This window comes from Massilia sp. GER05 (genome assembly GCF_052056005.1).
GTDB lineage: Bacteria > Pseudomonadota > Gammaproteobacteria > Burkholderiales > Burkholderiaceae_D > Telluria > Telluria orientalis.
Genome location: NZ_CP178858.1, coordinates 1,794,478 through 1,820,580 on the forward strand (window position 1 = coordinate 1,794,478; position 26,103 = coordinate 1,820,580).

At 65.5% G+C, this 26,103-nt stretch carries 27 protein-coding genes; 14 read left to right on the plus strand and 13 right to left on the minus strand.

The window, feature by feature from the left end:
* Positions 1–7: 7 nt before the first annotated feature.
* From ACL58G_RS08060 to ACL58G_RS08070, 3 genes are read left to right on the plus strand one after another with little or no spacing between them, the layout of a single operon-like run.
* The gene (locus ACL58G_RS08060; protein ID WP_371761963.1) at positions 8–625 is read left to right on the plus strand and encodes a HutD/Ves family protein; all 618 of its coding nucleotides are present in this window, start codon (positions 8–10) and stop codon (positions 623–625) included.
* Positions 618–1,829, plus strand: coding sequence for an imidazolonepropionase (gene hutI / locus ACL58G_RS08065; RefSeq protein WP_440966205.1), 1,212 nt, complete (start codon positions 618–620; stop codon positions 1,827–1,829). Before ACL58G_RS08060 ends, hutI begins: the two co-directional genes overlap by 8 nt.
* A gap of 45 nt (positions 1,830–1,874) precedes the next feature.
* The gene (locus ACL58G_RS08070) at positions 1,875–3,362 is read left to right on the plus strand and encodes an ABC transporter permease/substrate-binding protein (protein ID WP_440967982.1); all 1,488 of its coding nucleotides are present in this window, start codon (positions 1,875–1,877) and stop codon (positions 3,360–3,362) included.
* Here ACL58G_RS08070 and ACL58G_RS08075 read toward each other — a convergent pair.
* The 6 genes from ACL58G_RS08075 to ACL58G_RS08100 form a co-directional block, all read right to left on the minus strand.
* A complete protein-coding gene (locus tag ACL58G_RS08075; RefSeq protein ID WP_371767179.1) occupies positions 3,350–3,517 on the minus strand; it encodes a hypothetical protein in 168 nt (55 codons plus the stop codon). The two genes, ACL58G_RS08070 and ACL58G_RS08075, sit on opposite strands and share 13 nt — an antisense overlap.
* Before the next feature lie 243 nt (positions 3,518–3,760).
* A complete protein-coding gene (locus tag ACL58G_RS08080) occupies positions 3,761–4,252 on the minus strand; it encodes a GNAT family N-acetyltransferase (RefSeq protein WP_413340336.1) in 492 nt (163 codons plus the stop codon).
* Positions 4,249–5,190, minus strand: coding sequence for a DMT family transporter (locus tag ACL58G_RS08085; protein ID WP_413381925.1), 942 nt, complete (start codon positions 5,188–5,190; stop codon positions 4,249–4,251). The genes ACL58G_RS08080 and ACL58G_RS08085 overlap by 4 nt, the downstream gene beginning before the upstream one ends.
* A 48-nt stretch (positions 5,191–5,238) precedes the next feature.
* Positions 5,239–5,694: a glycine zipper 2TM domain-containing protein gene (locus ACL58G_RS08090; protein ID WP_036236083.1), complete on the minus strand. Its 456-nt coding sequence runs from the start codon at positions 5,692–5,694 to the stop codon at positions 5,239–5,241.
* A gap of 14 nt (positions 5,695–5,708) precedes the next feature.
* Positions 5,709–6,140, minus strand: a complete 432-nt coding sequence (locus ACL58G_RS08095; RefSeq protein WP_056124490.1) for an Mpo1 family 2-hydroxy fatty acid dioxygenase — start codon at positions 6,138–6,140, stop codon at positions 5,709–5,711.
* A gap of 43 nt (positions 6,141–6,183) precedes the next feature.
* Positions 6,184–7,146 (minus strand): LysR substrate-binding domain-containing protein, encoded by a 963-nt coding sequence (locus ACL58G_RS08100; protein WP_413381931.1) that lies wholly within the window; start codon positions 7,144–7,146, stop codon positions 6,184–6,186.
* 157 nt (positions 7,147–7,303) lie between these two features.
* Between ACL58G_RS08100 and ACL58G_RS08105 the strand changes: the two genes are divergently transcribed.
* The 6 genes from ACL58G_RS08105 to ACL58G_RS08130 all read left to right on the plus strand — a co-directional run bounded on the left by ACL58G_RS08105 (position 7,304) and on the right by ACL58G_RS08130 (position 15,066).
* Positions 7,304–7,519 (plus strand): hypothetical protein, encoded by a 216-nt coding sequence (locus tag ACL58G_RS08105; RefSeq protein ID WP_413340342.1) that lies wholly within the window; start codon positions 7,304–7,306, stop codon positions 7,517–7,519.
* 2 nt (positions 7,520–7,521) lie between these two features.
* Entirely contained in the window at positions 7,522–8,376 is an 855-nt protein-coding gene (locus ACL58G_RS08110; protein WP_413340344.1) for an alpha/beta hydrolase, read from the plus strand.
* Between the two features lie 139 nt (positions 8,377–8,515).
* Positions 8,516–9,727, plus strand: coding sequence for an efflux RND transporter periplasmic adaptor subunit (locus tag ACL58G_RS08115; RefSeq protein WP_413381934.1), 1,212 nt, complete (start codon positions 8,516–8,518; stop codon positions 9,725–9,727).
* Positions 9,728–9,754: 27 nt separating this feature from the next.
* Complete coding sequence (locus tag ACL58G_RS08120) at positions 9,755–12,967, plus strand: efflux RND transporter permease subunit (protein WP_440966210.1); 3,213 nt, start codon at positions 9,755–9,757, stop codon at positions 12,965–12,967.
* 1 nt (position 12,968) lies between these two features.
* On the plus strand, positions 12,969–14,474 hold the full coding sequence (locus ACL58G_RS08125) for an efflux transporter outer membrane subunit (protein WP_413381941.1): 1,506 nt from the start codon (positions 12,969–12,971) through the stop codon (positions 14,472–14,474).
* A gap of 100 nt (positions 14,475–14,574) precedes the next feature.
* A complete protein-coding gene (locus ACL58G_RS08130) occupies positions 14,575–15,066 on the plus strand; it encodes a DNA-deoxyinosine glycosylase (RefSeq protein ID WP_440966212.1) in 492 nt (163 codons plus the stop codon).
* 5 nt (positions 15,067–15,071) lie between these two features.
* Here the strand turns inward: ACL58G_RS08130 and ACL58G_RS08135 are convergent, their stop codons facing one another.
* From ACL58G_RS08135 to ACL58G_RS08145, 3 genes are all read right to left on the minus strand, one after another.
* Complete coding sequence (locus tag ACL58G_RS08135) at positions 15,072–15,557, minus strand: RICIN domain-containing protein (protein ID WP_440966213.1); 486 nt, start codon at positions 15,555–15,557, stop codon at positions 15,072–15,074.
* Positions 15,558–15,954: 397 nt separating this feature from the next.
* Positions 15,955–16,272 carry a CcdB family protein gene (locus ACL58G_RS08140; protein ID WP_440966215.1) on the minus strand — a complete coding sequence of 106 codons (318 nt, stop codon included), beginning with the start codon at positions 16,270–16,272 and terminating at the stop codon, positions 15,955–15,957.
* On the minus strand, positions 16,272–16,529 hold the full coding sequence (locus ACL58G_RS08145; protein ID WP_413381952.1) for a type II toxin-antitoxin system CcdA family antitoxin: 258 nt from the start codon (positions 16,527–16,529) through the stop codon (positions 16,272–16,274). The genes ACL58G_RS08140 and ACL58G_RS08145 overlap by 1 nt, the downstream gene beginning before the upstream one ends.
* 285 nt (positions 16,530–16,814) lie before the next feature.
* On the opposite strand from ACL58G_RS08145, the gene infA reads away from it, so the two are divergent.
* Positions 16,815–17,078 (plus strand): translation initiation factor IF-1, encoded by a 264-nt coding sequence (infA, locus tag ACL58G_RS08150; protein WP_413381955.1) that lies wholly within the window; start codon positions 16,815–16,817, stop codon positions 17,076–17,078.
* Between the two features lie 49 nt (positions 17,079–17,127).
* Here the strand turns inward: infA and ACL58G_RS08155 are convergent, their stop codons facing one another.
* Positions 17,128–18,306, minus strand: a complete 1,179-nt coding sequence (locus tag ACL58G_RS08155) for a tetratricopeptide repeat protein (RefSeq protein WP_440966218.1) — start codon at positions 18,304–18,306, stop codon at positions 17,128–17,130.
* An 82-nt stretch (positions 18,307–18,388) separates the two neighbouring features.
* Complete coding sequence (locus ACL58G_RS08160) at positions 18,389–19,261, minus strand: HDOD domain-containing protein (protein ID WP_413381961.1); 873 nt, start codon at positions 19,259–19,261, stop codon at positions 18,389–18,391.
* 150 nt (positions 19,262–19,411) lie between these two features.
* On the opposite strand from ACL58G_RS08160, the gene ACL58G_RS08165 reads away from it, so the two are divergent.
* Entirely contained in the window at positions 19,412–19,981 is a 570-nt protein-coding gene (locus tag ACL58G_RS08165) for a DNA-3-methyladenine glycosylase (RefSeq protein ID WP_413337818.1), read from the plus strand.
* A gap of 4 nt (positions 19,982–19,985) precedes the next feature.
* On the opposite strand, the gene ACL58G_RS08170 is transcribed toward ACL58G_RS08165, so the two are convergent.
* Positions 19,986–21,668 (minus strand): methyl-accepting chemotaxis protein, encoded by a 1,683-nt coding sequence (locus ACL58G_RS08170; RefSeq protein WP_440966221.1) that lies wholly within the window; start codon positions 21,666–21,668, stop codon positions 19,986–19,988.
* A 111-nt stretch (positions 21,669–21,779) separates the two neighbouring features.
* Complete coding sequence (locus tag ACL58G_RS08175; RefSeq protein WP_440966223.1) at positions 21,780–22,238, minus strand: cache domain-containing protein; 459 nt, start codon at positions 22,236–22,238, stop codon at positions 21,780–21,782.
* Positions 22,239–22,535: 297 nt separating this feature from the next.
* Between ACL58G_RS08175 and ACL58G_RS08180 the strand changes: the two genes are divergently transcribed.
* From ACL58G_RS08180 to ACL58G_RS08190, 3 genes are read left to right on the plus strand one after another with little or no spacing between them, the layout of a single operon-like run.
* Positions 22,536–23,942: a KamA family radical SAM protein gene (locus ACL58G_RS08180; RefSeq protein WP_440966225.1), complete on the plus strand. Its 1,407-nt coding sequence runs from the start codon at positions 22,536–22,538 to the stop codon at positions 23,940–23,942.
* A gap of 16 nt (positions 23,943–23,958) precedes the next feature.
* The gene (locus ACL58G_RS08185; protein ID WP_440966227.1) at positions 23,959–25,266 is read left to right on the plus strand and encodes an MFS transporter; all 1,308 of its coding nucleotides are present in this window, start codon (positions 23,959–23,961) and stop codon (positions 25,264–25,266) included.
* Positions 25,235–26,086 (plus strand): fumarylacetoacetate hydrolase family protein, encoded by an 852-nt coding sequence (locus ACL58G_RS08190; RefSeq protein ID WP_440966228.1) that lies wholly within the window; start codon positions 25,235–25,237, stop codon positions 26,084–26,086. Before ACL58G_RS08185 ends, ACL58G_RS08190 begins: the two co-directional genes overlap by 32 nt.
* Positions 26,087–26,103: the final 17 nt, after the last annotated feature.

The window sequence follows — 26,103 nt, forward strand, 5'->3', positions numbered from 1 at the left end:
GCAAGCCATGACGATGCTGATTCCGTATGCGAACCTCGAACCGGTGTCGTGGAAGAACGGCGGCGGCAGCACGACCGAAATCGCCGTGTTCCCACCGGACGCCGGCTTCGACGACTTCGACTGGCGCGTGAGTCTCGCCACGATCGCGAACGACGGCCCGTTCTCCATGTTTCCCGGCGTGGAGCGCACGCTGGTGCTCGTCGACGGTCCCGGCATGACGCTCGACATCGACGGCACGCCCACGCTGCTGTCGAAGGGCGAACCGGTCGCCGCGTTCGACGGCGAGTCGCGCGTGGAGGCCAAGCTGAACCGCGGCGCCAGCACCGACTTCAACGTGATGACCCGGACGGACCGCTGCTGGCACCGCTTCGGCCGGCGCCGGCTCGACGGCGACTCCACGTTCGTCGCGCGCGCCGACGTCACCGTGCTGTTCCTGGCCGAAGGCGACAGCCTGGAACTCTGCAGCGACGACCAGCGCATCAATCTCGTGCGCTTCGACGCCGTCGTGCTCGACCCGGACACGAAGTGGAAGCTGCGCGCGGAGCAGGGCGCCATCTTCATCGTCGACATCCATTACTACGACGACGAGGACGACCTCGACAACGAGGACGGCATGTATGAGTGAAGCCGTCGACGTCCTGTACGCGAATGCGCGCGTCGCGACGTTGGCGGATGGCTATGGGATCATCGACGATGGCGCGGTCGCCGTGCGTGACGGCCGTATCGCGTGGGTGGGACCGCGTGCCGAGGCGCCGCCGGCCTCCATCACGCACGATTGCAACGGCCTGTGGCTGACGCCCGGCCTCGTCGACTGCCACACGCACGTCGTCCACGCGGGCAACCGCAGCGACGAGTGGGAAGCGCGCCTGAACGGCGCCACCTACGAAGACATCGCGCGGGCCGGTGGCGGCATCATGTCGACCGTGCGCGCCACCCGGGCGGCATCGGAGGACGACTTATTGAAAGCCAGCCTGCCGCGCATTCGTGCCTTGCTGGCCGAAGGCGTGACGACGCTGGAAATCAAGTCCGGCTACGGCCTCGATCTCGAATACGAAGCGAAGATGCTGCGCGTGGCGCGCCGCGTGGGCGAACTGCTGCCGGTGACGGTCCGCACGACCTTCCTCGGCGCGCACGCGCTGCCGCCCGAGTACGCGGGCCGCGCGGACGACTACATCGACATGCTGTGCAGCGGGATGCTGCCGGCGCTGGCGGCGCAGGGTCTCGTGGATGCCGTCGACGCGTTCTGCGAGCGCATCGGCTTTTCGCACGACCAGACGGCGCGCGTGTTCGACGTCGCACGGCGTTTGGGTCTGCCCGTGAAGCTGCACGCGGAGCAACTGTCCGACCAGGGCGGCGCGGCGCTCGTGGCGCGCTATGGCGGGCTGTCGGCCGATCACCTGGAGTGGCTGTCGGACGAGGGCGTGGCCGCGATGGCGCGCGCGGGTACCGTCGCCGTGCTGCTGCCGGGTGCGTATTACTTCCTGCGCGAGACGCGCATGCCGCCGCTGGCGCAACTGCGCGCCGCGGGCGTGCCGCTGGCCGTCGCCACCGACTGCAACCCGGGCACGTCGCCGATGACGTCGCTGCTGCTCGCGCTGAACATGGCCTGCACGCTGTGGCGCCTGACGCCGCTGGAAGCCTTGCGGGGCGTGACCGTCAACGCGGCGCGCGCGCTGGGCCGGCCGGACGCCGGCACGCTAGAAGCAGGCAAGCGCGCCGACTTTGCCTTGTGGGACATCGCCCGCCCGGCCGACCTGGCGTACGCGATCGGCGCGAATCCGTGCCGGGGCGTCGTCCATGCCGGCGTGTGGCGCGATCGGGTATCCTGACGTCTCATCCACAACGCCACCGGAAACCGCATGCTGAGATTCGCCATGCTGGTGCTCGCCTGCGCCGGCATCCTGTCGTCCGCCCACGCGGAGGAACCCCTGCGCGTGGGCTCCAAGCGTTTCACCGAGTCGTACATCCTGGGCGAGATCCTCACCCAGACCGCGGCGCGCGTCGGGCCGGCCGAACACAAGCAAGGCCTGGGCAACACGGCCATCGTGCTGGGCGCGCTGCGCTCGGGTGCCATCGACGTCTATCCGGAATACCTGGGCACCATCGACCTGGAAATCCTCAAGAATGCGCAGCCGACGTCGCTCGATGCGATGCGCGCGGCGCTGCGCTCGCTGGGCCTCGGTGTCGCCGTGCCGCTGGGCTTTTCCAACGGCTACGCGCTGGCCGTGCGTGGTGATGCCAGTGTGCGCCGCCTGTCCGACCTGGCGGCGCATCCAGACATAAAAATCGGGCTGTCGCATGAATTCCTGGGCCGCGCTGACGGCTGGCCAGGGCTCGCGCGGCGCTACGGCCTCGCGCAGCAACCGCGCGGCCTGGACCACGGCATCGCGTACGAGGCGCTGGCGCAGCGCCAGGTCGACGCCATCGACATCTATTCGACGGACGCCAAGATCCGCCAGTACGGCCTGCGCGTGCTGGACGACGACAAGCAGTATTTCCCGCGCTATGACGCCGTGCTGCTGTACCGGCTCGACGTGCCGCAGCGGTTTCCGCAAGCGTGGCATGCCATCGAGAAATTGGAAGGCACGATCAAGGCGGACGACATGATCGCGATGAACGCGGCGGCCGAACTCGACGGTCAGAGCTTCGCAAGCATTGCGAAGTCGTGGCTGGGTAGGGTGGACGGCACAGCCGTTCACCCTACAAACTCCGCGATCATCGTGCGCGACGGTCTGCTTACCAAAACTTTCGGCAACGGCTTCATGAACCTTGCGCGCCAGCACCTGCTGCTGGTCGTGCTGGCCGTCCTGCTCGGCAGCGTCGCCGGCATACCGCTCGGCATCGTGGCCGCACTGGTGCCGCGCCTGCGCCAGGCCGTGCTGGCCGTGGCGGGCGTCCTGCAGACCGTGCCGTCGCTGGCACTGCTCGCGATCCTGATCCCATTGCTCGGCCGCATCGGCACCGTTCCCGCGCTCGTCGCCCTGTGCGCGTATGCGCTGCTGCCCATCGTGCGCAATACGTGCACGGGGCTGCTGCAGGTGCCGTCCGGCCTGCGCACGGCGGCGATGGCGCTGGGGCTGACGCGGCGGCAATCGCTGGTCGAGGTCGAGTTGCCGCTGGCTATGCCGACGATCCTCGCCGGCGTGAAAACGGCGGCCGTGATGAGCGTCGGCACGGCCACCATCGCCGCCTTCATCGGCGCCGGCGGCTTCGGCGAACGCATCACCACGGGCCTCGCGCTGAACGACAACGACATGCTGCTGGCGGGCGCGATCCCGGCCGCGTTGCTGGCCTTGCTGACCCAGGCGGCGTTCGAGCTGTGCGAGCGTCTTCTGGCGCAGCGCCGGCGCTACAGCGATTGAAGTTTGGAACGGGTCGTGGAGATCGCGCGGTGCAGGATGCGTTCCGCGTGGAAGTCGTTTTCGCGCTGGACGGCGATGGCGTGCAGGCTGCGGGTATAGGTGTCTATCCGGGAGCGGAGCCAAACCCGGTAGACCCATCGGGTGATCGTTTTCATGTCCATGTCCTCGTGAATGATCACATTGTCCCGCTCGACGCGTTCTTGCATTTGTGATCACTCAATCGAGTCCGGCCCACAAACCCCAGCTTTTTGTTACCGAGGTAAGCATTTGTAAGGAACCTGCACACGCCGCGGTCGGGAGACTATATTGAAGCCACTGGATTCAAGTCTCCCCTCCCCATCGACGAATGGGTTCACCCGCGGCGCTGCGAGCAGCCCGCGGGTTTTTTCTTGCCTGAATCAGCCCTGGGCCAGCGCTTCCAGCGGCGCGCCCGTGACGCGGCAGATGCGCCAGTCCGGCATGACCTCGGCACCCATCGATTGATAGAAATTGATTGCCGGCGTGTTCCAGTCCAGTACGGACCATTCGAAGCGGCCGCAGCCGCGATCGACGGCCAGGCGCGCGAGATGCTTCAGCATGCGGCTGCCATAACCCTTGCCGCGATGCGATTGGCGCACGTACAGATCTTCCAGATACAGCCCACGCTTGGTGAGGAACGTCGAGAAATTGTGGAAGAACAGGGCGAACGTGACGACTTCGCCATCCGCTTCGCCGACGATGGCTTCGCAGGCCGGCTGCGGGCCGAACAGGCCTTCGTGCAATTTCTCTTCCGTCGCCACGACAAGGTGCTCGAGCTTTTCGAACACGGCCAGTTCGACGATCATCGATTGGATGTGGGGGACGTCGGCCGGCGTGGCGGGGCGGATCGCGAAGGTGGTATCAAGAGTCATGGCGTCGTTTCGATGCAATCGTTGAGGTTGACGGAAGCGGCTGGCCTGGCCGCAGGGGAACGTAATGCCCAGGCGACACTGCCCAGGCACACGGCCATGCCCAGCCATTCGGTCAGGCCGGGGCGGTAGTGTTCGAGCCTGATCGACAGCAGCACGGAGATCACGGGCGTGATCACGCCGATGTACACGGCCTTGTTCGAGCCGATGCGGTTGATCAGCGTGAAGTAGCAGATGAAGGCGACGACCGAGCCGAAGATGGACAGGTGCAGCAGGCCCAGCACGTAGCTGGCCGTGCGCGGGATGATGAAGGCCTGGCCGGTCGCGAGGCACCATGCGGCGACCATGCACGTGCCCCAGAACATCGACCAGCCCGTCGTCAGCACGAGGTTGTTCGATTCCTCGCGCACCTTGCCGACGACGATGCTGCCCGCCGAGCTGGCGATCGACGCGGCGATGCCGAGCACGAGGCCGAGAGTGAAATGGCCTTGCCCGCCCTGGCCCAGGTGGCGCAGCTCGGTGCCGATCGCATGCCAGAACAGCAGCGTGACACCGGCGATGGCCGCCGCGCCGGCGCCCCACGTGCGGCGCGGGATCGGCGTGCCGAACGCGATGCGGGCACAGATCGGCGTCCAGAACACCATCAGCGCGAACAGCACGGCGACGAGCGCCGACACGACATATTGTTCGGCGTTGTACGTGCAGACGTACGACACGCAGAACGTAAAGAATCCTTGCAGCAGGGTCCAGCGCTGGACGCGCCAGGGCAGCCGCAGCCTGTCGCCGCGCAGCAGGCAGACCGCGAACAGCGTCAGCGACGCGAGCGCGAAGCGGTAGACGACCGACACCGCGGGCGGGACTTCACCCAGCTCGAGCGTGATCGCGAAGAAAGTCGATCCCCAGATCAGGGACGCAATGGTGAAGAGGACGTAGGAGGGCATCGCGAAAGTATATCGCGATCCCTCTACTGTCGTGGCCGGTGGTAAATGTCAGTGCGTCACGCGCGTCGTGTACCCGTTGCTGAGCAAACGTACGCGTTCTCCCGGCCGGAACATCTCGTCGGCCGCCTGCGTGATGGAACGCAATTCGCCGTTGTCGAGCTTGACGGTGATTTCGAAACCGGGCCGGTTGTTGGCCTGGTTCTCGACGCGGTTGCCGATGATGCCGCCCGCGACGGCGCCCAGGATGCCGACCGCGGCCGAGCCGTTGCCGCCGCCGACCTGCGAACCCCCCAGGCCGCCCAGCGCGGCGCCCGCCATCGTGCCGACGCCGGATTCCGGATTCGCGATCGTCACGTTGCGGACGGATTCCACGGTGCCCATGCGCACCGATTGTTCATTCATCGTCTGGTAGCTGCTGTAGACGCTGCCCGAATTCGACGGGCCCGCGCAGGCGGCGAGCAGGGCGGTCAGCGGGACGAGGGCGAGGATGGCGATGCGTTTCATATTCACTCCAACAATTAATAAGCGACATGGAGGCGACGATACAAAAAACCAAGCACGAACAGCGGACCGATCAGCAGGAAGCGCACGTCGTCGAAGAACGACGGTTTCTTGCCTTCGATCTTGTGCCCGATGAATTGGCCGATCCACGCAACGACGAAGATCGCGATCGACAGCGGCAGCACGGTGAACGGCGGCATCAGCGCGAGCAGCGCCAGCATCACGGCGCTCATCAACAGCATGCCGAATGCGAACGGCGGCGACAGCCGGAAGTAATACACGAGTGCCGCAAGCACCGCCACGACGGCGACGGCCGGGTGGATGCTCCACAGGATGCCCAGCAGGGTGAACACGATCACGGGCACGCACACAATATGGATCAGCTCGTTGGTCGGATTGCGGTGGCTGTCGCTGTACTGGTCGAGCAGCACGTCGATGGTCCGGGGCATCGTGGTCTCCTGTCCTGTGGTGCTTTCGATTCTACACCCGTGATTACGCCGCGGCCGGGACAGGCGCAGAGGCCGCAGCAAACGAGCGTGGCAATGCGCCCATGTGCATGTACGGATTCGCGGCGAACAGCTCGGCCACCCATTCGACGAACACGCGCACCTTCGCGGACAGGTGGCGGTTCTGCGGATACACGACGTGGATCGGCAGCGGATCGCTGCGCCAGTCCGCCAGCACCTGCACCATGCGCCCCGTCGCCACGTGCTTGTCGAGCAGGTAGTCCGTCATCTGGATGATGCCGAGGCCCGCCAGTCCCGCTTCCACGTACGCGTTGGAATCGTTCAGCGCGATCACGCCGCGCATGGGCACCTCGATCCGTTCGTCGCCGCGGTTGAAATCCCAGTCGAAGATCTTGCCCGTCTTGGCCGAGAAGTAATTCACGCAGCGGTGGCGCTCGAGGTCGCGCGGATGCTGGGGCATGCCGTGGCGTGCGATGTACGCGGGCGACGCCGCCGTCAGGAAGTTGACGACGCCCACGCGCCGCGCGATCAGGCTCGTGTCGCCCAGGGCGCCGCCGCGCACGGCGCAGTCGACGCCTTCCTCGACCAGGTCCACGGGACGGTCGGAACTGCCCAGTTCCAGCATGATGTCGGGATAGCGCTCGAAGAAGTCGGGCAGGGCGGGCACGAGGATCTCGCTCGACAGCCCCGTCGGCGTATCGACCCGCAGCCGCCCGCTGGGCGACAGGCGCGTGCGCGACAGCGATTCCTCGGCGTCGCGCACGTCGGACAGAATGCGCAGGCAGCGCTCGTAATAGGCGGCACCGTCCGTCGTCACCGTCACCTGGCGCGTGGTCCGGTGCAGCAGCTTGGCCGACAGCGCCGCCTCGAGCGCCTGCACGAGCGTCGACACCGTCGCCTTGGGCAGGTTCATCATCTCGGCTGCCCGGGTGAAGCTGCCGGCGTCCACGACCTGCACGAAAACTTCCATCGCTTGTAACTTGTTCATACTAGATCGGCATCATATAAACGGTGAGAATGCGTGATTGTTCAAAAATCTGAACAATGGATTCGTAATTGAGCTATTTATTAGATTCTAGTCGAAGTTTATAGTGTCGGTACGGTAGCTGATAGTTTCGATATTTGACACACCCAAGGAGAGGATCATGAAAGCGCATCGCGATGGAATCGCGGCAGTGTTCGGGCTGGTACTCGGCGTAGTGGCCATGGCAGGCACGGTACTCACGGACGAGTACGCGCATGCGGCCGGTGCCGAGGCACGCGGATACGATGCGTTGTTCCACGTCGTCGCCACGGGCGAACAATGCGATGCGACCGCGATCCCGTCCGTGCTGGTAGCGTCCAATGAGGTAAGCCGGTGAGCGTGGCACGCAAAGCCGACGACGGCCATACGCTGGCGGTCCGCGACCTGCAAGTCGTGGGCGCGGAAGGACCGCTGGCGGCCCGCCTGTACAAGGCTGCCGTCGACGGCAAGCGCGATGTGCTGATCGTGTTCTTCCATGGCGGCGGCTTCGTCGACGGCGACCTGGAAGACGCGGATCCGTTCCTGCGCCACCTGTCCGAGGCGAGCGGCTATCCGGTCGTGCTGTCGTCGACCTATACGCTGGCGACGGTGAAGCCGTTCCCGGCCGCCGCGGAAGATGCGCATGCCGTGCTGCTGTGGGCAAAGAAGAACAAGACGAAGCTCGGCTGGACCGGCAAGCGCATGCTGGTCGCGGGCATCGAGGCGGGCGCGAACCTCGCCGCCGTGTGCACCCTGATGGCGCGCGACCGGGGTGCGCCGCGGCTGGCCGGCCAGATCCTCTTGATGCCGATGCTGGACCCGGGCCTGTCGACCTGCTCGATGCGCGAGATGCCGACCTGCCCCGACAAGGCGAAGGTGTTCGACGAATGCGCCGCGGCCTACCGGGGCTATCTGCCGCACGCGGCCGACCGCAGCCATCCGTATGCCTCGCCGCTGCAGTCGAGCCGTTTGAAGAACCTGCCGCCGGCCCTGATCCTGTCGATCGAGGACGACCCGCTGCGCGACGAAGCGGAAGCCTACGGCGGCAAACTGATCCAGTCGGGCGTGCCGACGACGGTCAGACGCCTGCAGGCGGCGCAACGCCTGCAGGAGCCGAATGCGCGAGATACGTGTGCCTGTCGGGGCCATGCATTGAGCGAGATTGCCAACTTCATTGCCGGACTCGACGAGGAAGACGAACCGGCCAGCTGTTGACCTCGTAGTTCACCAGATTTACCACCAACGATAAAGACGTGCCCGCGAGGCACGGGAGACCTGTCTTTTCCTGCAAAAGCCTGGAAAGGACCGTTTTCGTCCAATCATTAAAAGCTAGTTAATAACCGGAGGGCTAACCATGAAAACGATTCAACAATTCCAGATGGCCGTGCGACCCGTCGTGCTGGCGCTGGGCGCAGCCGGCGTTGCGGCCCTGATTGCGGGCTGCTCGGATGCAACCGGCAAGGCAGCCGAGGCGCAAACCCAGGCGCAGGCAGGTCCGCCCGTGTCGGCGGCCGCCGTGCTCGAAAAGCCGGTGGCCGAAACGCAGGAATTCTCGGGCCGTCTCGAAGCCATCGAGCGGGTCGAGATCCGTCCGCGCGTGTCGGGCTACATCACCGCCGTCAACTTCAAGCCGGGTGCGGAAGTGAAAAAGGGCGACGTGCTGTTCGTGATCGATCCGCGTCCGTACCAGGCCGAAGCCGAGCGCGCCGTCGCGGCCGCCAAATCGGCCCGCGCCAAGGCCGACCTGGCCCGTACGGAACTGGCCCGCGCCGAGCGCCTGCTGGGCGACAAGGCGATCGCGCAGCGCGAATACGACGCGAGCCTGTCGAGCCAGAAGGAACTCGACGCCGCCGCCCGCGCCGCCGAAGCCCAGGCCGAAGCTGCCCGCCTGAACCTGTCGTACACCCGCGTGATCTCGCCGATCAACGGCCGCGTGTCGAAGGCCGAGATCACCCTCGGCAACCTGGTCGATGCATCGGCCGTGCTGACGTCCGTCGTGTCGCTGGACCGCATCTACGCGAGCTTCGACGGCGACGAAGAGACCTATCTGCGCGTCGCCAAGCAGGCGCACGACGGCCAGTCGGTGCCGGTGAAGGTGGGCCTCGTCAACGAGGAAGGCTACCCGCACGAGGGCAAGCTGGAATTCGTCGACAACCAGCTCGACTCGCAGACCGGTTCCGTGCGCATGCGCGCCACGTTCGAGAACAAGGACCGCAGCATGGCGCCCGGCCTGTTCGCCCGCGTGCAGATCGGCGGCGGCGAAGCCAAGCCCGCGCTGCTGATCACGGACCGCGCCATCGGCACGGACCAGAGCCACAAGTTCGTGTTCGTCGTGGGCGCGGACGGCAAGGCCGAGTACCGCGAAGTGAAGCTCGGCCCCGTCGTCGACGGCCTGCGCGTGGTGCGCGCCGGCCTGAAGCCGGGCGAGAAGATCGTCGTCAACGGCCTGCAGCGCGTGCGTCCGGGTGCGCCCATCACGGCGCAGACCGTGCCGATGGTCGCATCGCTGGCGCCTGCGAAAGCGCCCGGCAAGGACGCGAAGCTGGCCATGGCAGACACGAAGTAATCCCATAAGACCGAGGGACAAGAACAAATGAACATCTCACGCTTTTTCGTCGACAAGCCGATCTTCGCGGCCGTGCTGTCGGTGCTGGTCTTCGTGGCCGGCCTCATCTCGATCTTCGAGTTGCCGATCTCCGAGTACCCGGACGTCGTGCCGCCCTCCGTGGTGGTGCGCGCCCAGTACCCAGGCGCCAACCCGAAGGTGATCGCGGAAACCGTCGCGACGCCGCTGGAGCAGGAAATCAACGGCGTCGAAAACATGCTGTACATGACGTCGCAGAACACCTCCGACGGCGCGCTGATGCTGACGGTGACTTTTAAAATCGGCACCAACGTGGAGCAGGCCGAGACGGCCGTGCAGAACCGCGTCCAGCGCGCGCTCCCGCGCCTGCCGGACGAGGTGCGCCAGATCGGCGTCACGACCGTCAAGAGCTCGCCCAACATCACGATGGTGGTCCACCTGCGCTCGCCGGATGGCCGCTATGACGACCTCTATCTGCGCAACTACGCCACGCTGAACGTCAAGGACGAACTCGCGCGCATCAACGGCATGGGCGAAGTCCAGCTGTTCGGTTCGGGCGACTACGCGATGCGCGTCTGGCTCGACCCGCAAAAGGTCGCGGCACGCAACCTGACCGCCAGCGACGTCGTGAATGCGATCCGCGAGCAGAACGTGCAGGTGGCGGCCGGTGTCGTCGGCCAGGGGCCGTCGAAAGGCGCGGACTTCCAGCTGACCGTCAACACGCAGGGCCGCCTGCAGTCGGTCGAGGAGTTCGGCAACATCGTCATCAAGACCAATGCCGACGGCGCGACCACGCTGCTGAAGGACGTCGCGCGCCTCGAAATGGGCTCGAACTCGTACGCCCTGCGCGCGCTGCTGGACAACCAGTCGGCCGTGGCGATTCCCATCTTCCAGGCGCCGAACGCCAACGCGCTGCAACTGTCGTCCGACGTGCGCGCCAAGATGAAGGAGCTGTCGAAAGATTTCCCGGAAGGCGTCGAATACAGCATTGTGTACGACCCGACCCAATTCGTGCGTGAGTCGATCAACTCCGTGATCCACACGCTGATCGAAGCCGTGATCCTGGTGGCCATCGTCGTCATCGTGTTCCTGCAGACGTGGCGCGCCTCGGTGATCCCGCTGCTGGCCGTGCCGGTGTCCGTCGTCGGCACGTTCGCGGTGATGCTCGCCTGCGGCTTCTCGATCAACACGCTGTCGCTGTTCGGCCTCGTGCTCGCCATCGGTATCGTGGTGGACGACGCGATCGTCGTGGTGGAGAACGTCGAGCGCAACATCGCGAACGGCCTGAATCCGCACGACGCGACCGTGCAGGCGATGAAGGAAGTCTCCGGCCCGATCATCGCGATCGCCCTGGTGCTGTGCGCCGTGTTCATCCCGATCGCGTTCGTCTCGGGCCTGACCGGCCAGTTCTACCGCCAGTTCGCGCTGACCATCGCCATCTCGACCGTGATCTCCGCGTTCTCGTCGCTGACGCTGGCCCCGGCGCTGTCGGCCGCGCTGCTGCAAGCGCACAATGCGCCGAAGGACCGCCTGACCCGCATGATGGACGCCGTGTTCGGCCGCTTCTTCGCCGGCTTCAACCGCTTCTTCGGCCGCTCGTCGCATGCCTATGAAGGCGGCGTGAAGGGCGTCCTGAAGCGCAAGAGCGCCACGCTGGGCGTGTACGTGCTGCTCGCCATCGCCGGTATCTTCATGTTCAAGGCGGTGCCTCCGGGCTTCGTGCCGGCGCAGGACAAGGCTTACCTGATCGGCTTCGCGCAGTTGCCGGACGCCGCCTCGCTGGACCGCACGGACGCCGTCATCCGCAAGATGTCGGACGTCGCCAAGCAGATCCCGGGCGTGGAATCGTCGGTCGCGTTCCCGGGCCTGTCGATCAACGGCTTCACCAATGCCCCGAACGCCGGCATCGTGTTCACCACGCTGAAACCGTTCGACGAACGCAAAGGCAAGGAGCAGAGCGCCGACGCGATCGCCGCCGAGATCAACAAGCGCATGGGCGCCATCGAAGACGCATTCGTGATGGTGCTGTCGCCCCCGCCGGTGAACGGCCTGGGTACGACGGGCGGCTTCAAGATGATGATCGAAGACCGCGCGGGCGTCGGCTACGACGAGCTGTACAAAGCCGTGCAGGCCGTGCAGGCCAAGGCGTGGACCGACAAGCGCCTGCAAGGCGTGTTCTCGGGCTACCAGATCAACGTGCCGCAGCTGTTCGCCGACGTCGACCGCGTGAAAGCGAAGCAGCTGGGCGTGCCGCTGGCCGAGATCAACCAGACCTTGCAGATCAACCTCGGCTCGCTGTACGTGAACGACTTCAACCAGTTCGGCCGCACGTACCAGGTGCGCGTGCAGGCGGATGCGCAGTTCCGTTCGCAACGCGAGCAGATCGCGCAGCTGAAGGTCCGCAACGACAAGGGCGAGATGATCCCGCTGTCCTCGCTCATGAAGGTCAAGGACACGTATGGTCCGGATCGCGTGCAGCGCTACAACGGCTACGTCGCCGCCGAGCTGAATGGCGGCCCGGCACCGGGCGTGTCGTCGGGCCAGGCGCAGGCCGCGATGGAAGAAATCGTCAAGGCCACGCTGCCGAAAGGCATCTCGTACGAATGGACCGACCTGACGTACCAGGACATCCTGGCCGGTAACACCATGCTGTACGTGTTCCCGCTGTGCGTGCTGCTCGTGTTCCTCGTGCTCGCCGCGCAGTACGAAAGCTGGACGCTGCCGCTGGCCGTGATCCTGATCGTGCCGATGTCGATCCTGTGCGCCCTCATCGGCGTCAAGCTCACCGGCGGCGACAACAACGTGTTCACGCAGATCGCCCTGTTCGTGCTGGTGGGTTTGGCATCGAAGAATGCGATCCTGATCGTGGAATTCGCGCTGGAGCTGGAACACCATGGCCGCAGCATCGTGGCCGCCGCGCTGGAAGCCTGCCGCCTGCGTCTGCGTCCGATCCTGATGACGTCGATCGCGTTCATCATGGGCGTGGTGCCGCTGGTGCTGTCGCACGGTGCCGGCGCCGAGATGCGCCACGCGATGGGCGTCGCCGTGTTCGCCGGCATGCTGGGCGTGACGTTCTTCGGCCTGTTCCTGACGCCGGTGTTCTACGTCCTGCTGCGCACGCTGGCCAAGCGTTTCGAGAAGCCGAAGCATGCCCACGCCCACGACACGGCGCCGAATACCGTCGTCGATGGCGACCGTGCACCGGCCCTGGAAGGAAACTGATATGAAAACGATGATTGCAAGGGGCGTGGCCCCGCTGATGGCGGCCCTGCTGCTGACGGCGTGCGCCGCCCCGGAATTCAAGCAACCGGGCATCACGACGCCGACGGCGTTCAAGGAGTCGCAAACGGTGCCTGCCGGCGCAGCCAATGACGTGCGCAGCGCCGCCGACGGCACCACGTGGACGGTCGGCCGTCCGGCCGAAGCCCAGCCGCGCGGCGAATGGTGGCGCGCCTTCCACGACGAGACGCTGAATGGTCTCATCGCGGAAGCGACGGCCAACAACCAGAGCCTGACGGTGGCCGCCGCCCGCGTGAAGCAGGCCCGCGCCATCGCCGGCATCGCCGAAGCGGACCGCATCCCGCAGGTGGGCGTGGGTGTCGGCGCGCAGCGTGAACGCCTGTCGCCGCTGGAAGCGTCGCTGCCGAAGGGTTCTCCCGTCGCGCCGGCGAATGTCTATAGCGCGCGGCTGTCGGCCAGCTACGAAGTCGACCTGTTCGGCCGCGTGTCGTCCAACGTGGCGGCCGCCCGCGGCGACGCCGGCGCGGTGGAAGCGACGTACCGCTCCGTGCTGCTGTCGCTGCAGGCCGACGTGGCGCAGACCTATTTCCGCCTCCGCTCGCTGGATGCGGAAATCGCGACCGTCAACCACACGGTGCAGCTGCGCGAAGAGAGCGTCCGTGTGACGGGCCGCCGCTTCGACGCGGGCGATATCGGCGAGTTCGACCTGTCGCGGGCGAAGACGGAACTGGCGACGGCGCGTTCGGAAGCCATCGGCCTGCAGCGCCAGCGCGCCGCGGCGGAGCACGCGCTGGCCGTCCTGCTGGGCAAGCCGGCGTCGAACTTCACCGCGCCGTCGGCGCCGCTGTCGGATGTCGCCGCGCTGCCGGTGATCCCGGCCGGCCTGCCGTCCACGCTGCTGGAACGCCGTCCCGACATCGCCAGCGCCCAGCGCTCGATGGAGGCGGCGAACGCCCGCATCGGCGTGGCACGCTCCGCGATGTTCCCGGCGCTGAACCTGTCGGCGGGCGCCGGCGGCGTCGGCACGAGCTTCGCCGAGGTGTTCAAGTGGAGCAGCCGTTCGTGGCTGCTGGGCGCCGCGCTGTCGATGCCGCTGATCGACGGTGGCCGCAACCGCAACAACGTCGTGCGCAGCGAGGCCGCGCTGGAAGAAGCGGTAGGCGCCTACCGCCAGAGCGTCCTGACCGCGTTCGCTGAGGTCGAGGACAACCTGGCCGGCCTGCGCATCCTGGCGGGGCAGAGCGCCGAGATCGAGGCGGGCGTGGTCTCCGCCCGCCGCTCGGCCGACCTGGCGCAGAAGCTGTACGACGCGGGCCGCGGCAGCTACCTCGAACTGCTGGACGCGCAGCGCAACCTGGCGATCGTCGAGCGCAACGCCGTGCAGCTGCGCGGCGACCGTGCGATCACCACCGTGGCGCTGATCCGCGCGCTGGGTGGCGGCTGGGATGCCGCTGCCCGCGCGGACGATACCGCGCAGGCGCGCAACTGAAGACGAAGTCCCTGGCCTTACTGTGATTCCGGTAATGCCCTTTGCGGCGGTACGTGCGAGCGTATCGCCGCTTTTTTCGTGCGCGGGCTAGAATCGCCGCATGACCGATTCTTCCCCGCTCGCGGGCCTCGCCCCCGTCATCGCTCCCGACACGCGCATCCTCATCCTGGGCAGCTTCCCGGGCGCCGCATCGCTGGCGGCGCAGCAGTATTACGCGCATCCTCGTAACCAGTTCTGGAAACTGGTCGGCACGCTGGTCGGCGAGGACCTCTATTCACTGCCGTATGCGGGCCGCCTGCCGCGTCTCCTCGCGCATCGCTTCGGCCTGTGGGACGTATTGGCCGCGTGCGAGCGCGAAGGCAGTCTCGATTCCGCGATCCGCAACCCGGCGGCCAATGATTTCGAACGCCTGCACCGGTTGTGTCCGGAGCTCGAAACGGTCGGGTTCAATGGGCAGACGTCGGGCAAATTCGCGCCGCAGTTCGCGGCGCGGGGCTATCGGACCGTCGTGCTGCCGTCATCGTCGCCGGCGCACATGGCGCTGACGTTCGAGCAGAAGCTGGCAAGCTGGAGGCGGTTGCTTGGCGATTGAACCCGTCAGCGAAAACCGCGCCTGCTCCAGTACTGGCCCGAATAGTTGCCGCATGCTGCAAGGTGCACGCGGCCGCTGCCATCGTTGACGATGTCCAGGCATTTGCCCAGGCCCGTGAACTGGTTCCACAAACGCACGCCCGGACCGGGGCCGGTCTGGTCCATGTGCCACTGCTGGCCCGTCACGTTGGCGCAGGATGCCATGCGCACCTGGTCGTTGGTACCGTCGTTGACCACGTCCAGGCACATGTCCGCGCCGGTAAAGCGCGTCCGCAGGCGCACAAAACTGCTCCCGGCGTCCGGCACGATCTCCCACATCTGGCCCGAATAGCGGCCGCAGCGAGTCATGCGCAACTGATCATGGTCGCCCGCGTTGACGATATCGAGGCAGTTGGTGCGTCCCGTAAAGTCGGTGTGCAGGGTCACGGTGGGCGAGTTTGCGCTGACGCATTGGGAAACGGCAGCGAGCAAGAGGGGCAGCAGTCGTCGCATTGTCTTCTCTTGAGTAAATAGATCGATGCTGGTCGAGCAAGGCCACCATATGATTCCTTTCTGATTCTGAAATCGATCGGCGTCTCGCTAGCGCTTTCGCTATTGTTCGAACAGTTCAGCACCCGAGCTTATCACGTCGGGTTCTTGCAATTTATCACTCTTTATTGCACATTTCGGCTTCCTGCCCGGCAGGTGTTCGCACCGGCCCGCTTCCTGGCTACCGTGGATGAGCTTTCGATGGCTGCCGAGCGAGTGACCGAACAGCCGGCGACCAGCCGACCTTGCCAAGCACAACGTTGCCGCGATGAGCCACATGCATGACATCTCCCGATCAAGAGCCTGCGCACGAGTCTGCGAGGGTTCCATGGTGATGTGAATCGCCGATCATTCCGCACGCTTAGTACGAGCCGAACACCCGGTCCAGCGCGGCCTGGATCTCGAATCGATAGCCCTGGGCGGAGCCCACCCTGACCTTGAGCTCACTCGACGGGATGGCACCCAGCTGTGGCGTATCGAGCAAATACTCTTTCCCGTCGATAGTGATGAGCGGGAACAGGTCGGAGGGGAGGGTAAGCTTTCCAAAGCCGGCCAGGTGCCGCAACGGTATGACGATCCTCGTTGCCAGTCCGCTGATCACATTGCTCTGCACTTCGACCAGATATGGAATGTTCGCTTTGTTCCTGCCCGGATTGTCGTAGATATCGAACCGCGCCATCAGAACGCACGCCATTCCTGCAATGCCACGCCTTCGGTTTCAACGAGGCTGTTATAGGCTGCAAGGAAGTTGGCATGCTGTTCATTCCACTGCTGTTCCTTGCGCTTTTGTATTTCTTCGCGCAGTGCCTGTTCACACAGCTGGGAAATATTGATGCCAAAATTTTTGGCATCCAGATACACGTCCATGGCCAAGCTGATATTGGTCGCTTTCTTGCTCGGAATTTTCTCTAAGGGCGAGGAATGTGCAAGTTTCATGATGGATCCAATGCGCATGAAAAATGTTAGCAATGATGCGCATTTTACTCCTGGCGGGCGACCATGTCTTGATTGCCGTCGCCCGAAATGCCCTTTTTTTCTGAAGCAACGTCCCCATATCCGTTCCATCCCCATTCACGGCGCCACGAACCAGGCTGGCGCCGCTTTTTCCCGACCCCAGCAGGCAATGCGTGACCAGCGTCCCGAGGATGACGCTGCGATAGCTATTTCGCCATCCCGGGCGCATGCCATACGAAGGGGCGGGATCACATTGAAAGGAAACCCATGAAAGAAGATCTGATCGAAATGAATGGCAAGGTTACCGAAGTGCTGCCGGAGATGCGTTTCCGCGTGAACCTCGAAAACGGTCACCAGCTGGTCGCGTACACGTCCGGCCGGATGAAGAAGAACCACATCCGCATCATCGCCGGCGACCGCGTCACGCTGGAGATGTCGCCGTATGACCTGAACAAGGGCCGCATCGTGTTCCGCCATCTCGAAACCCGCGGCACCCCCGCGCCGTCGGCCGCGCGCCAGCGCCGCCGTTGAGCGGCGGGCGAAAGCAACCCAACGGCCGCCGACGCGGCCGTTTTTCGTTCTAGTAGATGCGGACGCTGTTCGCGCTCTGGCGTTTCAGGTGCGCCAGCTTGGCGGAGTACAGCTGGCGATTGTCCGACTTCGTGCTCGTGTCGATCGCCAGCGCGAGCTGTTCGCGCGCTTCTTTTGCCTCGCCCAGCTGCAGCAGCGTCACCGCCAGCCAGAAGTGGAACTCGTCGTAGTAGGGCGCGCGTTTGATTTCGCGTTCGAACAGTTTGCGCGCGGCGTCGTAGTCGCCCGCCTTGAGCGCGACCATGCCCTTGTCGAAGTACTGGAACGGCGGGACCGGCTCGATGCTGGCCACGCGCCGCGCCATCTCGGCCGCTTCGGCCGTGCGGCCCGTCGCGGCCAGCAGGGGGCCCAGGTTCTGCATCACGACGAGGCTTTCCGGTTCGCGTTCGAGGGCCGTGCGCAAGGCCCGTTCGGCCATGACGAGGTCGCCATGGCGCTGGTAGATGACGCCCAGCGTGTTGTAGGCGATCGCGTTCGGCGGATTGGTCGCCACCGCGGCGCGTGCCCACCAGTAGGCGTCGTCGATCTTGCCCTGCACGAGCGACTCGGCGGCGCGGTTGTTGAGGTACAGCGCGACGATGTCTTCTTCTTCCAGCAGGCGCGTATGGAAGCGGCTCGCTTCCGGCGGCGGCAGGAAGTCGACGACCAGTTCGTGCTCCGACGTTTCGTCGTACAGCAGGCCGTTGCGCTTGCGGTGGCCGAGCGCGATGTTGACGTGCGACGCCACGAGATAGATGCCGCCGTCGCGGCTCCAGGTCTCGTCCGCGAGCACGCTGCGAAAGCGCACCGTCATGCCCAGTTCGCGCGCGAAGGCGGCCGTCATGACGACGAGCGAGAGGCAGTTGCCGGCGCGCGCCTCGTACGTTTCGGCCGCCGTGCGGGTGCGGCTGGAATCGTATTCGAGCTTCAGGTCGGTCTTGCTGTACAGCGCGTCGATCAGGCCCCGTTCCAGCCCCTTGCTGCGCAGAAGCGCTTCGAAGGCGGGACTGTGCAGGTAGGCCTGCATGGCGGGGCTCAGCGTGAACAGGTTGTGTGCGCCGATGGTCTCGGACGGCGGCTTGAACGACGCGTCGGCGAACAGCGGCGGCGGGGCGGATAGTTGCGGTGTGCTGGCGCAGCCGCCCAGCAGCAGGGGTAATACGATCAGCAGGGACGCCAGGCGTTTCATGTCTCCTCCTCGGCCGGCGGTTCGTCGATTCTAGGTCTTGTGAATCAAGTATCTGCCCGTCCGGGGCGGAAGTAAAGACGCGCTACTGGTCGTCGTGGAAGGCTTCGTGCAGTTCGTCGAGCAGCTCGGCCGTTTCCTCGTCGGAGAGGCCCAGGTAGGCGAGCGCGCGCGCGCCGCCCTTGTTCCATTCGAGCGATTCGGCGTCGCCCTGGTATTTGCGGATCGCGCTTTCGGCCAGCAGCGACAGCGCGACGAGCGAACGCACCGTCGACGTCGTGTTGACGTCGTCCAGGACCGCGTAATCGTGATGGTGCAGGATGGACCACGCGACGTCTTCCGACAGGCCCCAGTTGCGCGCCAGCAGGGTGCCGATGGCCGTATGGCTCGTGTTGTGGCGCTCTTCTTCCAGCGCCGTGAACGGACGGTCCGTCTCCAGCGACGCCGCGGCATACGTGCGGGCGTAGTCGGGGAAGCGGTCCATCAGTAGCGGCACGCCGGTATCGCAGAACAGGCCGAACGTGTGCGCCACATCGGCCTCGCCAATGCGCAGGCGGCGCGACAGGAACACCATCGCCTCGGCGCGGCGGCTCGACACTTCCCAGAAGCTGGCGAGCGCCGCGCTGTTGGCCGGGATCGCCCGGCGCGCGAGCAGGCCCGTCATCAGCGACGCGACCTGGTTAATGCCGAGGAACAGGATTGCCTGCTCGATCGACTTGGCCTTGCGCCGGCCCCCGAAGATGGATGAATTGGCAAGTTTCAGCAGCGCGCCCGACATGCCGACGTCGTTGGCGACGATGCGGCCGATGGCGGCCGGGCTCGGATCGGACGACGCGAGCTCCCGTTGCAGGTCGGCGAGCAGGCTGGGACGCGGCGGGATCCGGATCGACTTGATCAGGGCGTCGACGGGATCCTCGGCGAAGGCGCTTGGGCGCGCCAGGGCAGCTGCTGTACTCATGACGGGAAGGGAACAAAATGATGCTGCACGGAAATCCATGCGAAGTTTGTCACTATAAACCAGTGCCGTTGAAGTTGCAGCAAAGTATTGCTTTTGTGTAGCGAAACCGACAGTGCGACCTGTCAAATCTTAACAATATAGAATTGCTCCATGTCCTCAACCATCCTTGCCGACATTGATTTTCTAGCACCCTCGCATCTGGTGGCGCGCCAGCTGATCGGCGTCACGGTGCTCGTCGACGGCGTCGGCGGCCGCATCGTCGAGACGGAGGCCTATGACGGCGAAGATCCCGCCTCGCACAGCTATTCCGGCCCCACCGACCGCAACTTCGCGATGTTCGGCCCGCCGGCCCACGCCTACGTCTACCGCTCGTACGGCATCCACTGGTGCCTGAACTTTGTCTGCCGGGAAGAGGGGCATGGCGCCGGGGTGCTGATCCGCGCGCTCGAACCCGTGACGGGCATCGAGACGATGGTCGAGCGGCGCGGCACGCGCGACCACTGGCTGTTGTGTTCCGGCCCCGGCAAGCTGTGCCAGGCACTGGGCGTGACGCGCGACCTGAACGGCCGCTCGCTGGCCGCGGCGCCGTTCGAACTGGCGCCGGCACCCGCCGGCATCGACGTGGTCAGTGGGCCGCGCATCGGGATTTCGAAAGCCGTCGACGTGCCCTGGCGGTTCGGCCTGGCCGGGTCGCGCTGGGTCAGCAAGCCGTTCCGCTGAACGGTCAGCGGCCGTTGGCGGCCCGCCTCGGTCGTGGCGCTTCTTCCTCGTCCCGCGTCGCACGATGCGCGAGCGCGGGCCGGACGCGCATCGGGCTGTCCGCGGCACGCCGTTCGAGCAGGGCTGGTGCATCGTCCTGAGCATCCTCGATGCGGAAGATTGCCACGGCGCGTGCCAGGTTGACGGTCTGCTCGTGCAGGCTGGCCGCCGCCGCCGCGGCCTGTTCGACGAGCGCGGCGTTCTGCTGCGTCATGTCGTCCATCTGGCCGACGGCGAGATTGACTTCGGCGATGCCCTCGGCCTGCTCGCTGCTGGCGGCGCTGATGCGGTTGATGATGTCGTTCACCTGCTGCACCGACGCGACCACGCTGCCCATGCTCGAGCCCGCCTCGTTGACGGAAGCGCTGCCGTTGTCGATGATCGCCACCGAATCGGCGATCAGCGCCTTGATCTCCTTGGCGGCCGATGCGGAGCGCTGCGCGAGCGTGCGCACCTCGCTGGCCACGACGGCGAAGCCGCGTCCCTGTTCGCCGGCGCGCGCCGCTTCGACGGCGGCGTTCAGCGCAAGCAGATTGGTCTGGAACGAGATGCCGTCGATGACGCCGGTGATCTCGACGATCTTGCGCGAACTGGCGCGGATCGATTCCATCGTGGCGACGGCGCGGTCGACGGCCTGGCCGCCGCCGGCCGCCAGCCGCGCCGCCTCGGCCGCGAGTTGCGTCGCCAGGCGCGCGTTGTCCGCATTGCCCTTGACGGCCTGGGTCAGCGTCTCCATCGCGCTCGCGGTCTGCTGCAGGGAACCGGCCTGCAGCTCGGTGCGGGTCGACAGGTCGAGGTTGCCGCTGGCGATTTCCTTCGATGCCGTGTCGATCGAGCGCACGGAATCGAGCACGCTGCGCAGCGTCGTGTTCAGGTTGGCGATGGTCTGGTCGAGCGCGCGCGCCGTGTCGGCGATTTCGTCGCGGCCGTCGTTGTGGACGCTCGCGCACAGGCGGCCTTCGGCCAGTTCGCCCATGACGGCCGAGATGGTCCCGATGTCACGCAGCATGGCGCGGCGCACGAACATGGTGACGGCCAGCGACGCGGCGATCGACAGCAGCACCAGCATGGCCATCCACGTGCCCAGGTTGTGGAATTCCGTGCGCGCCGCGGCATAGGCCTGTTCGCTGAGCGTCTTCTCCAGCGCGGCCAGTTGGGCCAGCTGCTGGTTCAGCACCATGAATTCCTTTTCCGCCTTCTGCATCGAGTTGGTGGCGATCGACTGGTCGACCTGCGCCATCTCGATGGTCTCCTGCACCGCCTTGCGGTAGGCCGCCAGCGCGGCCAGCGACGCGTCGACGGGCTTGCGTTCCGCGCCGTCGGTCGTGCGCGCGAGTTCCTGCAACTGTGCCTGCACGGCGGCGTGGCGCTTGCCGATGTCGGCGATCAGCGCGTCGAGGCGGTTCTTGGCGAAGCTGCCGTTGATCCAGGCCAGCAGTTGATAAGCGTTGGCGTGGACGTACTTGGCGTCGCCGGCCACGTCGGCCACGTTTTTCAGGCGCGCCGCGCGGACCTGCACCATGTTTTCCAGCGACGCGTTCTGGCGCACCATCCCGTACCAGGCGGCACCGGACAGCATCAAGAGCAGCACCAGCACCATGCCGGGCGCCAGCAGCAGCTTCGGACCGATCCTCAGTTTTTTCAGCATGTTGCGCTCCCGCTTAAAAAAGAACGCGGGCATGCCGCCCGCTTGAACACCGAACGCGGGCATGCCGCCCGCTCGAACACCGAACGCGGGCATGCCGCCCGCGCGCACGTCCTATTGCTTCTTGTATAGCCCGGCCTCGAGCACGACGCCGTCGACGAGCAGGATGTACGTCGTCTTCGGCTCGATCTTGCCCGTGGTCGGATTCTTGTACTGGTAGTCGACCCAGCCCTTGCCCTTGGCGGCGGCCAGTTCGATGATCTCGCGGCGGTATTTCTTGCCGTTCGCATCGGGCACGTCCGTCAAATCCTTGCCGACGATCGACGGGTTGTACGGGTGAGCCAGCACGATGCCGGTCTTGACGTCGCGCATGTCGATGTACAGCGAGCCCTGGACGAATTCCGGGTCCTTGGCCGTAATGCGTTTCATGACTTCTTCCTTGCCCTTGGCCTTGACCATCGCGGCGCCGCGCTCGGCCATGGCGATCGCGTCTTTCTCGGTCGGTTCGGCCGCCAGCGCGCCGGCGCAGGACAGGGCCAGGGCGGTAGCGACTACGGTTGCGGTCAGCTTCATAGGATGTCCTTTCGGGAAGGGGAAAGAGATAGGTCTGAATGTTGCCTATTTGCATTTCGTACTCTACGCCGCGGCCCCAGCCGGGTTGTTGTGCTAACGCAAGTAGCACCCGATGTGCCGCCGCAACGGCAACGCTGATCTTTCGCAGTGCATGTGGAAATCAGTGAGAAACGGAATCAGAACTTGACTCGGGGCAACTCAAAGGCAAGTCCGTCTCCCTACCATCGGTTCCTGTCGGCAATTATTTCCGTGCGTCACCTTTTGCTGCCGCCAACCACTTCCCTCAGGAGAAATCCCGTGACCCTCGACGCAACCCCCGCCAAGTTCAAGCCCTATACCCGCCAGTCGATCCAGAACGCCCGCCAATGGCAATGGCTGAGCCCGGATCTGCAGGAAGCCGTGCAGGTGGTGTCCCACGTGCTGCCTTTCCGCACGAACGAATACGTGATGGAGCAGTTGATCGACTGGAGCAATGTTCCGGACGATCCAATCTATCGCCTGACGTTCCCCCACCGCGACATGCTGCCCGCGCGCGAATACGAGCAGCTGCGCGACCTCGTGCTGGTCAAGAAGGACGACGCCGCGATCGCGCAGCTCGTGCACCAGATCCGCATGCGCATGAATCCGCACCCGGCAGGGCAGATGACGCACAACGTGCCGCGCGTGAACGACGCGCCGCTCAAGGGCCTGCAGCACAAGTACAAGGAGACCGTGCTGTTCTTCCCCAGCGCGGGCCAGACGTGCCACGCCTATTGCACTTTCTGCTTCCGCTGGCCGCAGTTCGTGGGCATGGAAGAGATGAAGTTCGATGCGCGCGAGTCCACGGAACTGGTGTCCTACCTCGGCACGCATCCAGACGTGACGGACGTCCTGATCACGGGCGGCGATCCGATGATCATGAATACGCGCTCGCTGGCCGAGTTCATCGAACCGCTGCTGGCGCCCGAACTGGCGCATATCCAGAACATCCGGATCGGCACCAAGTCGGTCGCATACTGGCCGCAGCGCTACGTGTCGGACAAGGACAGCGACGACCTGATGCGCCTGTTCGAGAAAGTCGTCAAGGCCGGCAAGAACCTCGCGCTGATGGGGCATTACAACCACGCCGTCGAGCTGCGCCAGCCGGTGGCCCAGCAGGCCGTCAAGCGCATCGTCGGCACGGGCGCGACCTTGCGCATGCAGGGGCCGCTGATCCGCCACATCAACGAAGACCCGAACAGCTGGGCCGAGCTGTGGACGACGGGCGTGCGCCTGGGCGCGATCCCTTATTACATGTTCGTCGAGCGGGATACCGGTCCGCGCGAGTACTTCGCGCTGCCGCTGGCGCGCGCGCACGAGATCTTCCAGTCCGCGTACAGCATGGTGTCGGGCCTGTCGCGCACCGTGCGCGGGCCGTCGATGAGCGCGTTCCCGGGCAAGGTCGTGATCGACGGCGTCGTCACCATCAACGGCGACAAGCTGTTCGCGCTGCAGTTCCTGCAGGCGCGCAATCCGGACTGGGTGCGCCGGCCGTTCTTCGCGAAATACGATCCCGACGCCACCTGGCTCGATCACCTGAAGCCGGCGTTCGGCCGCAAGAAATTCTTCTTCGAGGGCGGCGAGGACGATCACGACACCTTCGGTGCGGCGGGCCGCGTGATCCCGATCCAGGCTGTCCACGCGCAGGACCGGCGTGCCAGCGACAGCCAACCCGACGCGGCCTGACCCGCAGGAGACGTCCATGGAAACCGACCAGAGCCAGTCGCGCCTCAACGGGGTGGCAGTGTTTTTCTACGTGTTCCTGCCGTTCGCGCTGGGGCATTACCTGTCCTCGCTGCTGCGCAACGTGAATGCCGTGCTGGCACCGCATCTGGTCGGCGCGCTCGCGCTGACACCGGGCCAGCTCGGCCTCCTCACCAGCGCGTTCTTCTTTGCGTTCGCCCTCGTCCAGCTCCCGGTCGGGATCGCGCTCGACCGCTACGGCCCGCGCAAGGTGCAGGTGGTGCTGCTGATGCTGGCGGCGACGGGCGCGCTGCTGTTCGCCACCGGCCGCTCGTTCGGCCAGCTGGTGCTGGCACGCGCCATTATCGGCTGCGGCCTGGGCGGATGCTTCATGTCGGCCGTGAAGGCGATCTCCACCTGGATCTCGCCCACGCGCCTGCCGTCCGTGCAAGGTTACCTGATCGCCGTGGGCGGCCTGGGTGCGGCCTCCGCCACCATGCCGGTCCGCATGCTGCTGCAGCACACGGACTGGCGCGGCCTGTTCATGCTGCTGGCCGCGTTGACGGCGTGCAGCGGCCTGCTGATCTGGCTCGTCACGCCCAGGTCGAAGGCACCCGGCGGCGCGCTGCCGACCGTGCGCTCGGTGCTGGACGTGTACCGCGCGCCCGCGTTCCGTGCGACGATCTCGCTGGTGCTCGTGCCGCATGCGATCTTCTTCGGCATCCAGGGCCTGTGGATCGGGCGCTGGCTGTCCGACGTGGCCCGGTTTCCGGACGCCGCCGTCGCCTACCTGCTGTACATGGGCATGGCGTCGGTGATCTTCGGCGCCATCGCGGTCGGCATGATCACCGAATGGGCGGGACGGCGCGGCATCGAGGCGCTGGACGTGGCCGCCGTCGGCGTGTTCCTCTTCATCGTCGTGCAGGTGGTCATCGTATTGAACTGGCGACCCAGCCTGCAGCTGCTGTCGGTGCTGTTCACGCTCGTGGGGACGATCACCGGCATCGAATACGCGATCGTGGCCCAGAGCCTGCCGCGCACGCTGACGGGACGCGCGGCGACGTGCCTGAACCTCCTGATCTTCATCGGCGCATTCCTCGTGCAGGCGGGGTTCGGGCTGATCGTCGGCCTGTGGCGTCCCGACACTGCGGGCCACTTTCCGGCGCTCGCCTACCGCGTCGCATTCGGCGTGCTGGTGGCGCTGCAGATGCCTGGCCTGCTCGGCTACTTCCACGACTTCCTTCGGCGCCGTCAAGTAAAATGCGGCATCGCTTTGCTCACCCAGAAGGAAGAATATGAGATTGGTTCGTTACGGTCGCCCAGGTAAGGAAAAACCGGGCCTGTTCGACGAAGAAGGCCGCCTGCGCGACCTGTCCGGCGTCATCGAGGACATCGACGGGTCGGTGCTGTCGGAAAAGGCGTTGCGCAAGCTCGCCAAGGTCGACTGGAAAACGCTGCCGGTCGTCCGCGGCAACCCCCGCTTCGGCGTGCCGGTCAAGGGCGTCGGCAAGTTCATCGGCATCGGCATGAATTACTCCGACCACGCGGCCGAAGTCGGGGCCTTGACCCCGAAGGAACCGATCATGTTCATGAAGGCGACGTCCTGCCTGAACGGCCCGGACGATCCCATCCAGCTGCCGAAAGGCTCGAAAAAGACCGACTGGGAAGTCGAGCTGGGCGTCGTCATCGGCACTCGCGCGCAATACGTCGACGAGAAGGATGCGCTGAAATACGTGGCCGGCTATTGCGTCGTCAACGACGTCTCGGAACGCGCCTACCAGTTCGAACTCGGCTCGCAGTGGGATAAAGGCAAAGGCTGCGACACCTTCGGCCCCGTCGGCCCGTTCCTCGTCACCAAGGACGAGATCTTCGACGTGCAGGACCTCGACCTGTACCTCGACCTGAACGGCAAGCGCGTGCAGACCGGGAATACGTCGAAGATGATCTTCACGGTCGCGCAAATCGTCAGCTACCTGTCGCGCTTCATGACCCTGGAGCCGGGCGACATCATCACGACGGGCACGCCGCCGGGCGTGGGCCTCGGCCGCAGCCCGCAGCGCTTCCTCAAGAAGGGCGATAAGCTGCGCCTCGGCATTGCGGGGCTGGGCGAGCAGCAACAGGAAGTGATCGCGTATCCGAAAGGCTGATACGTGTGAAACGTCGT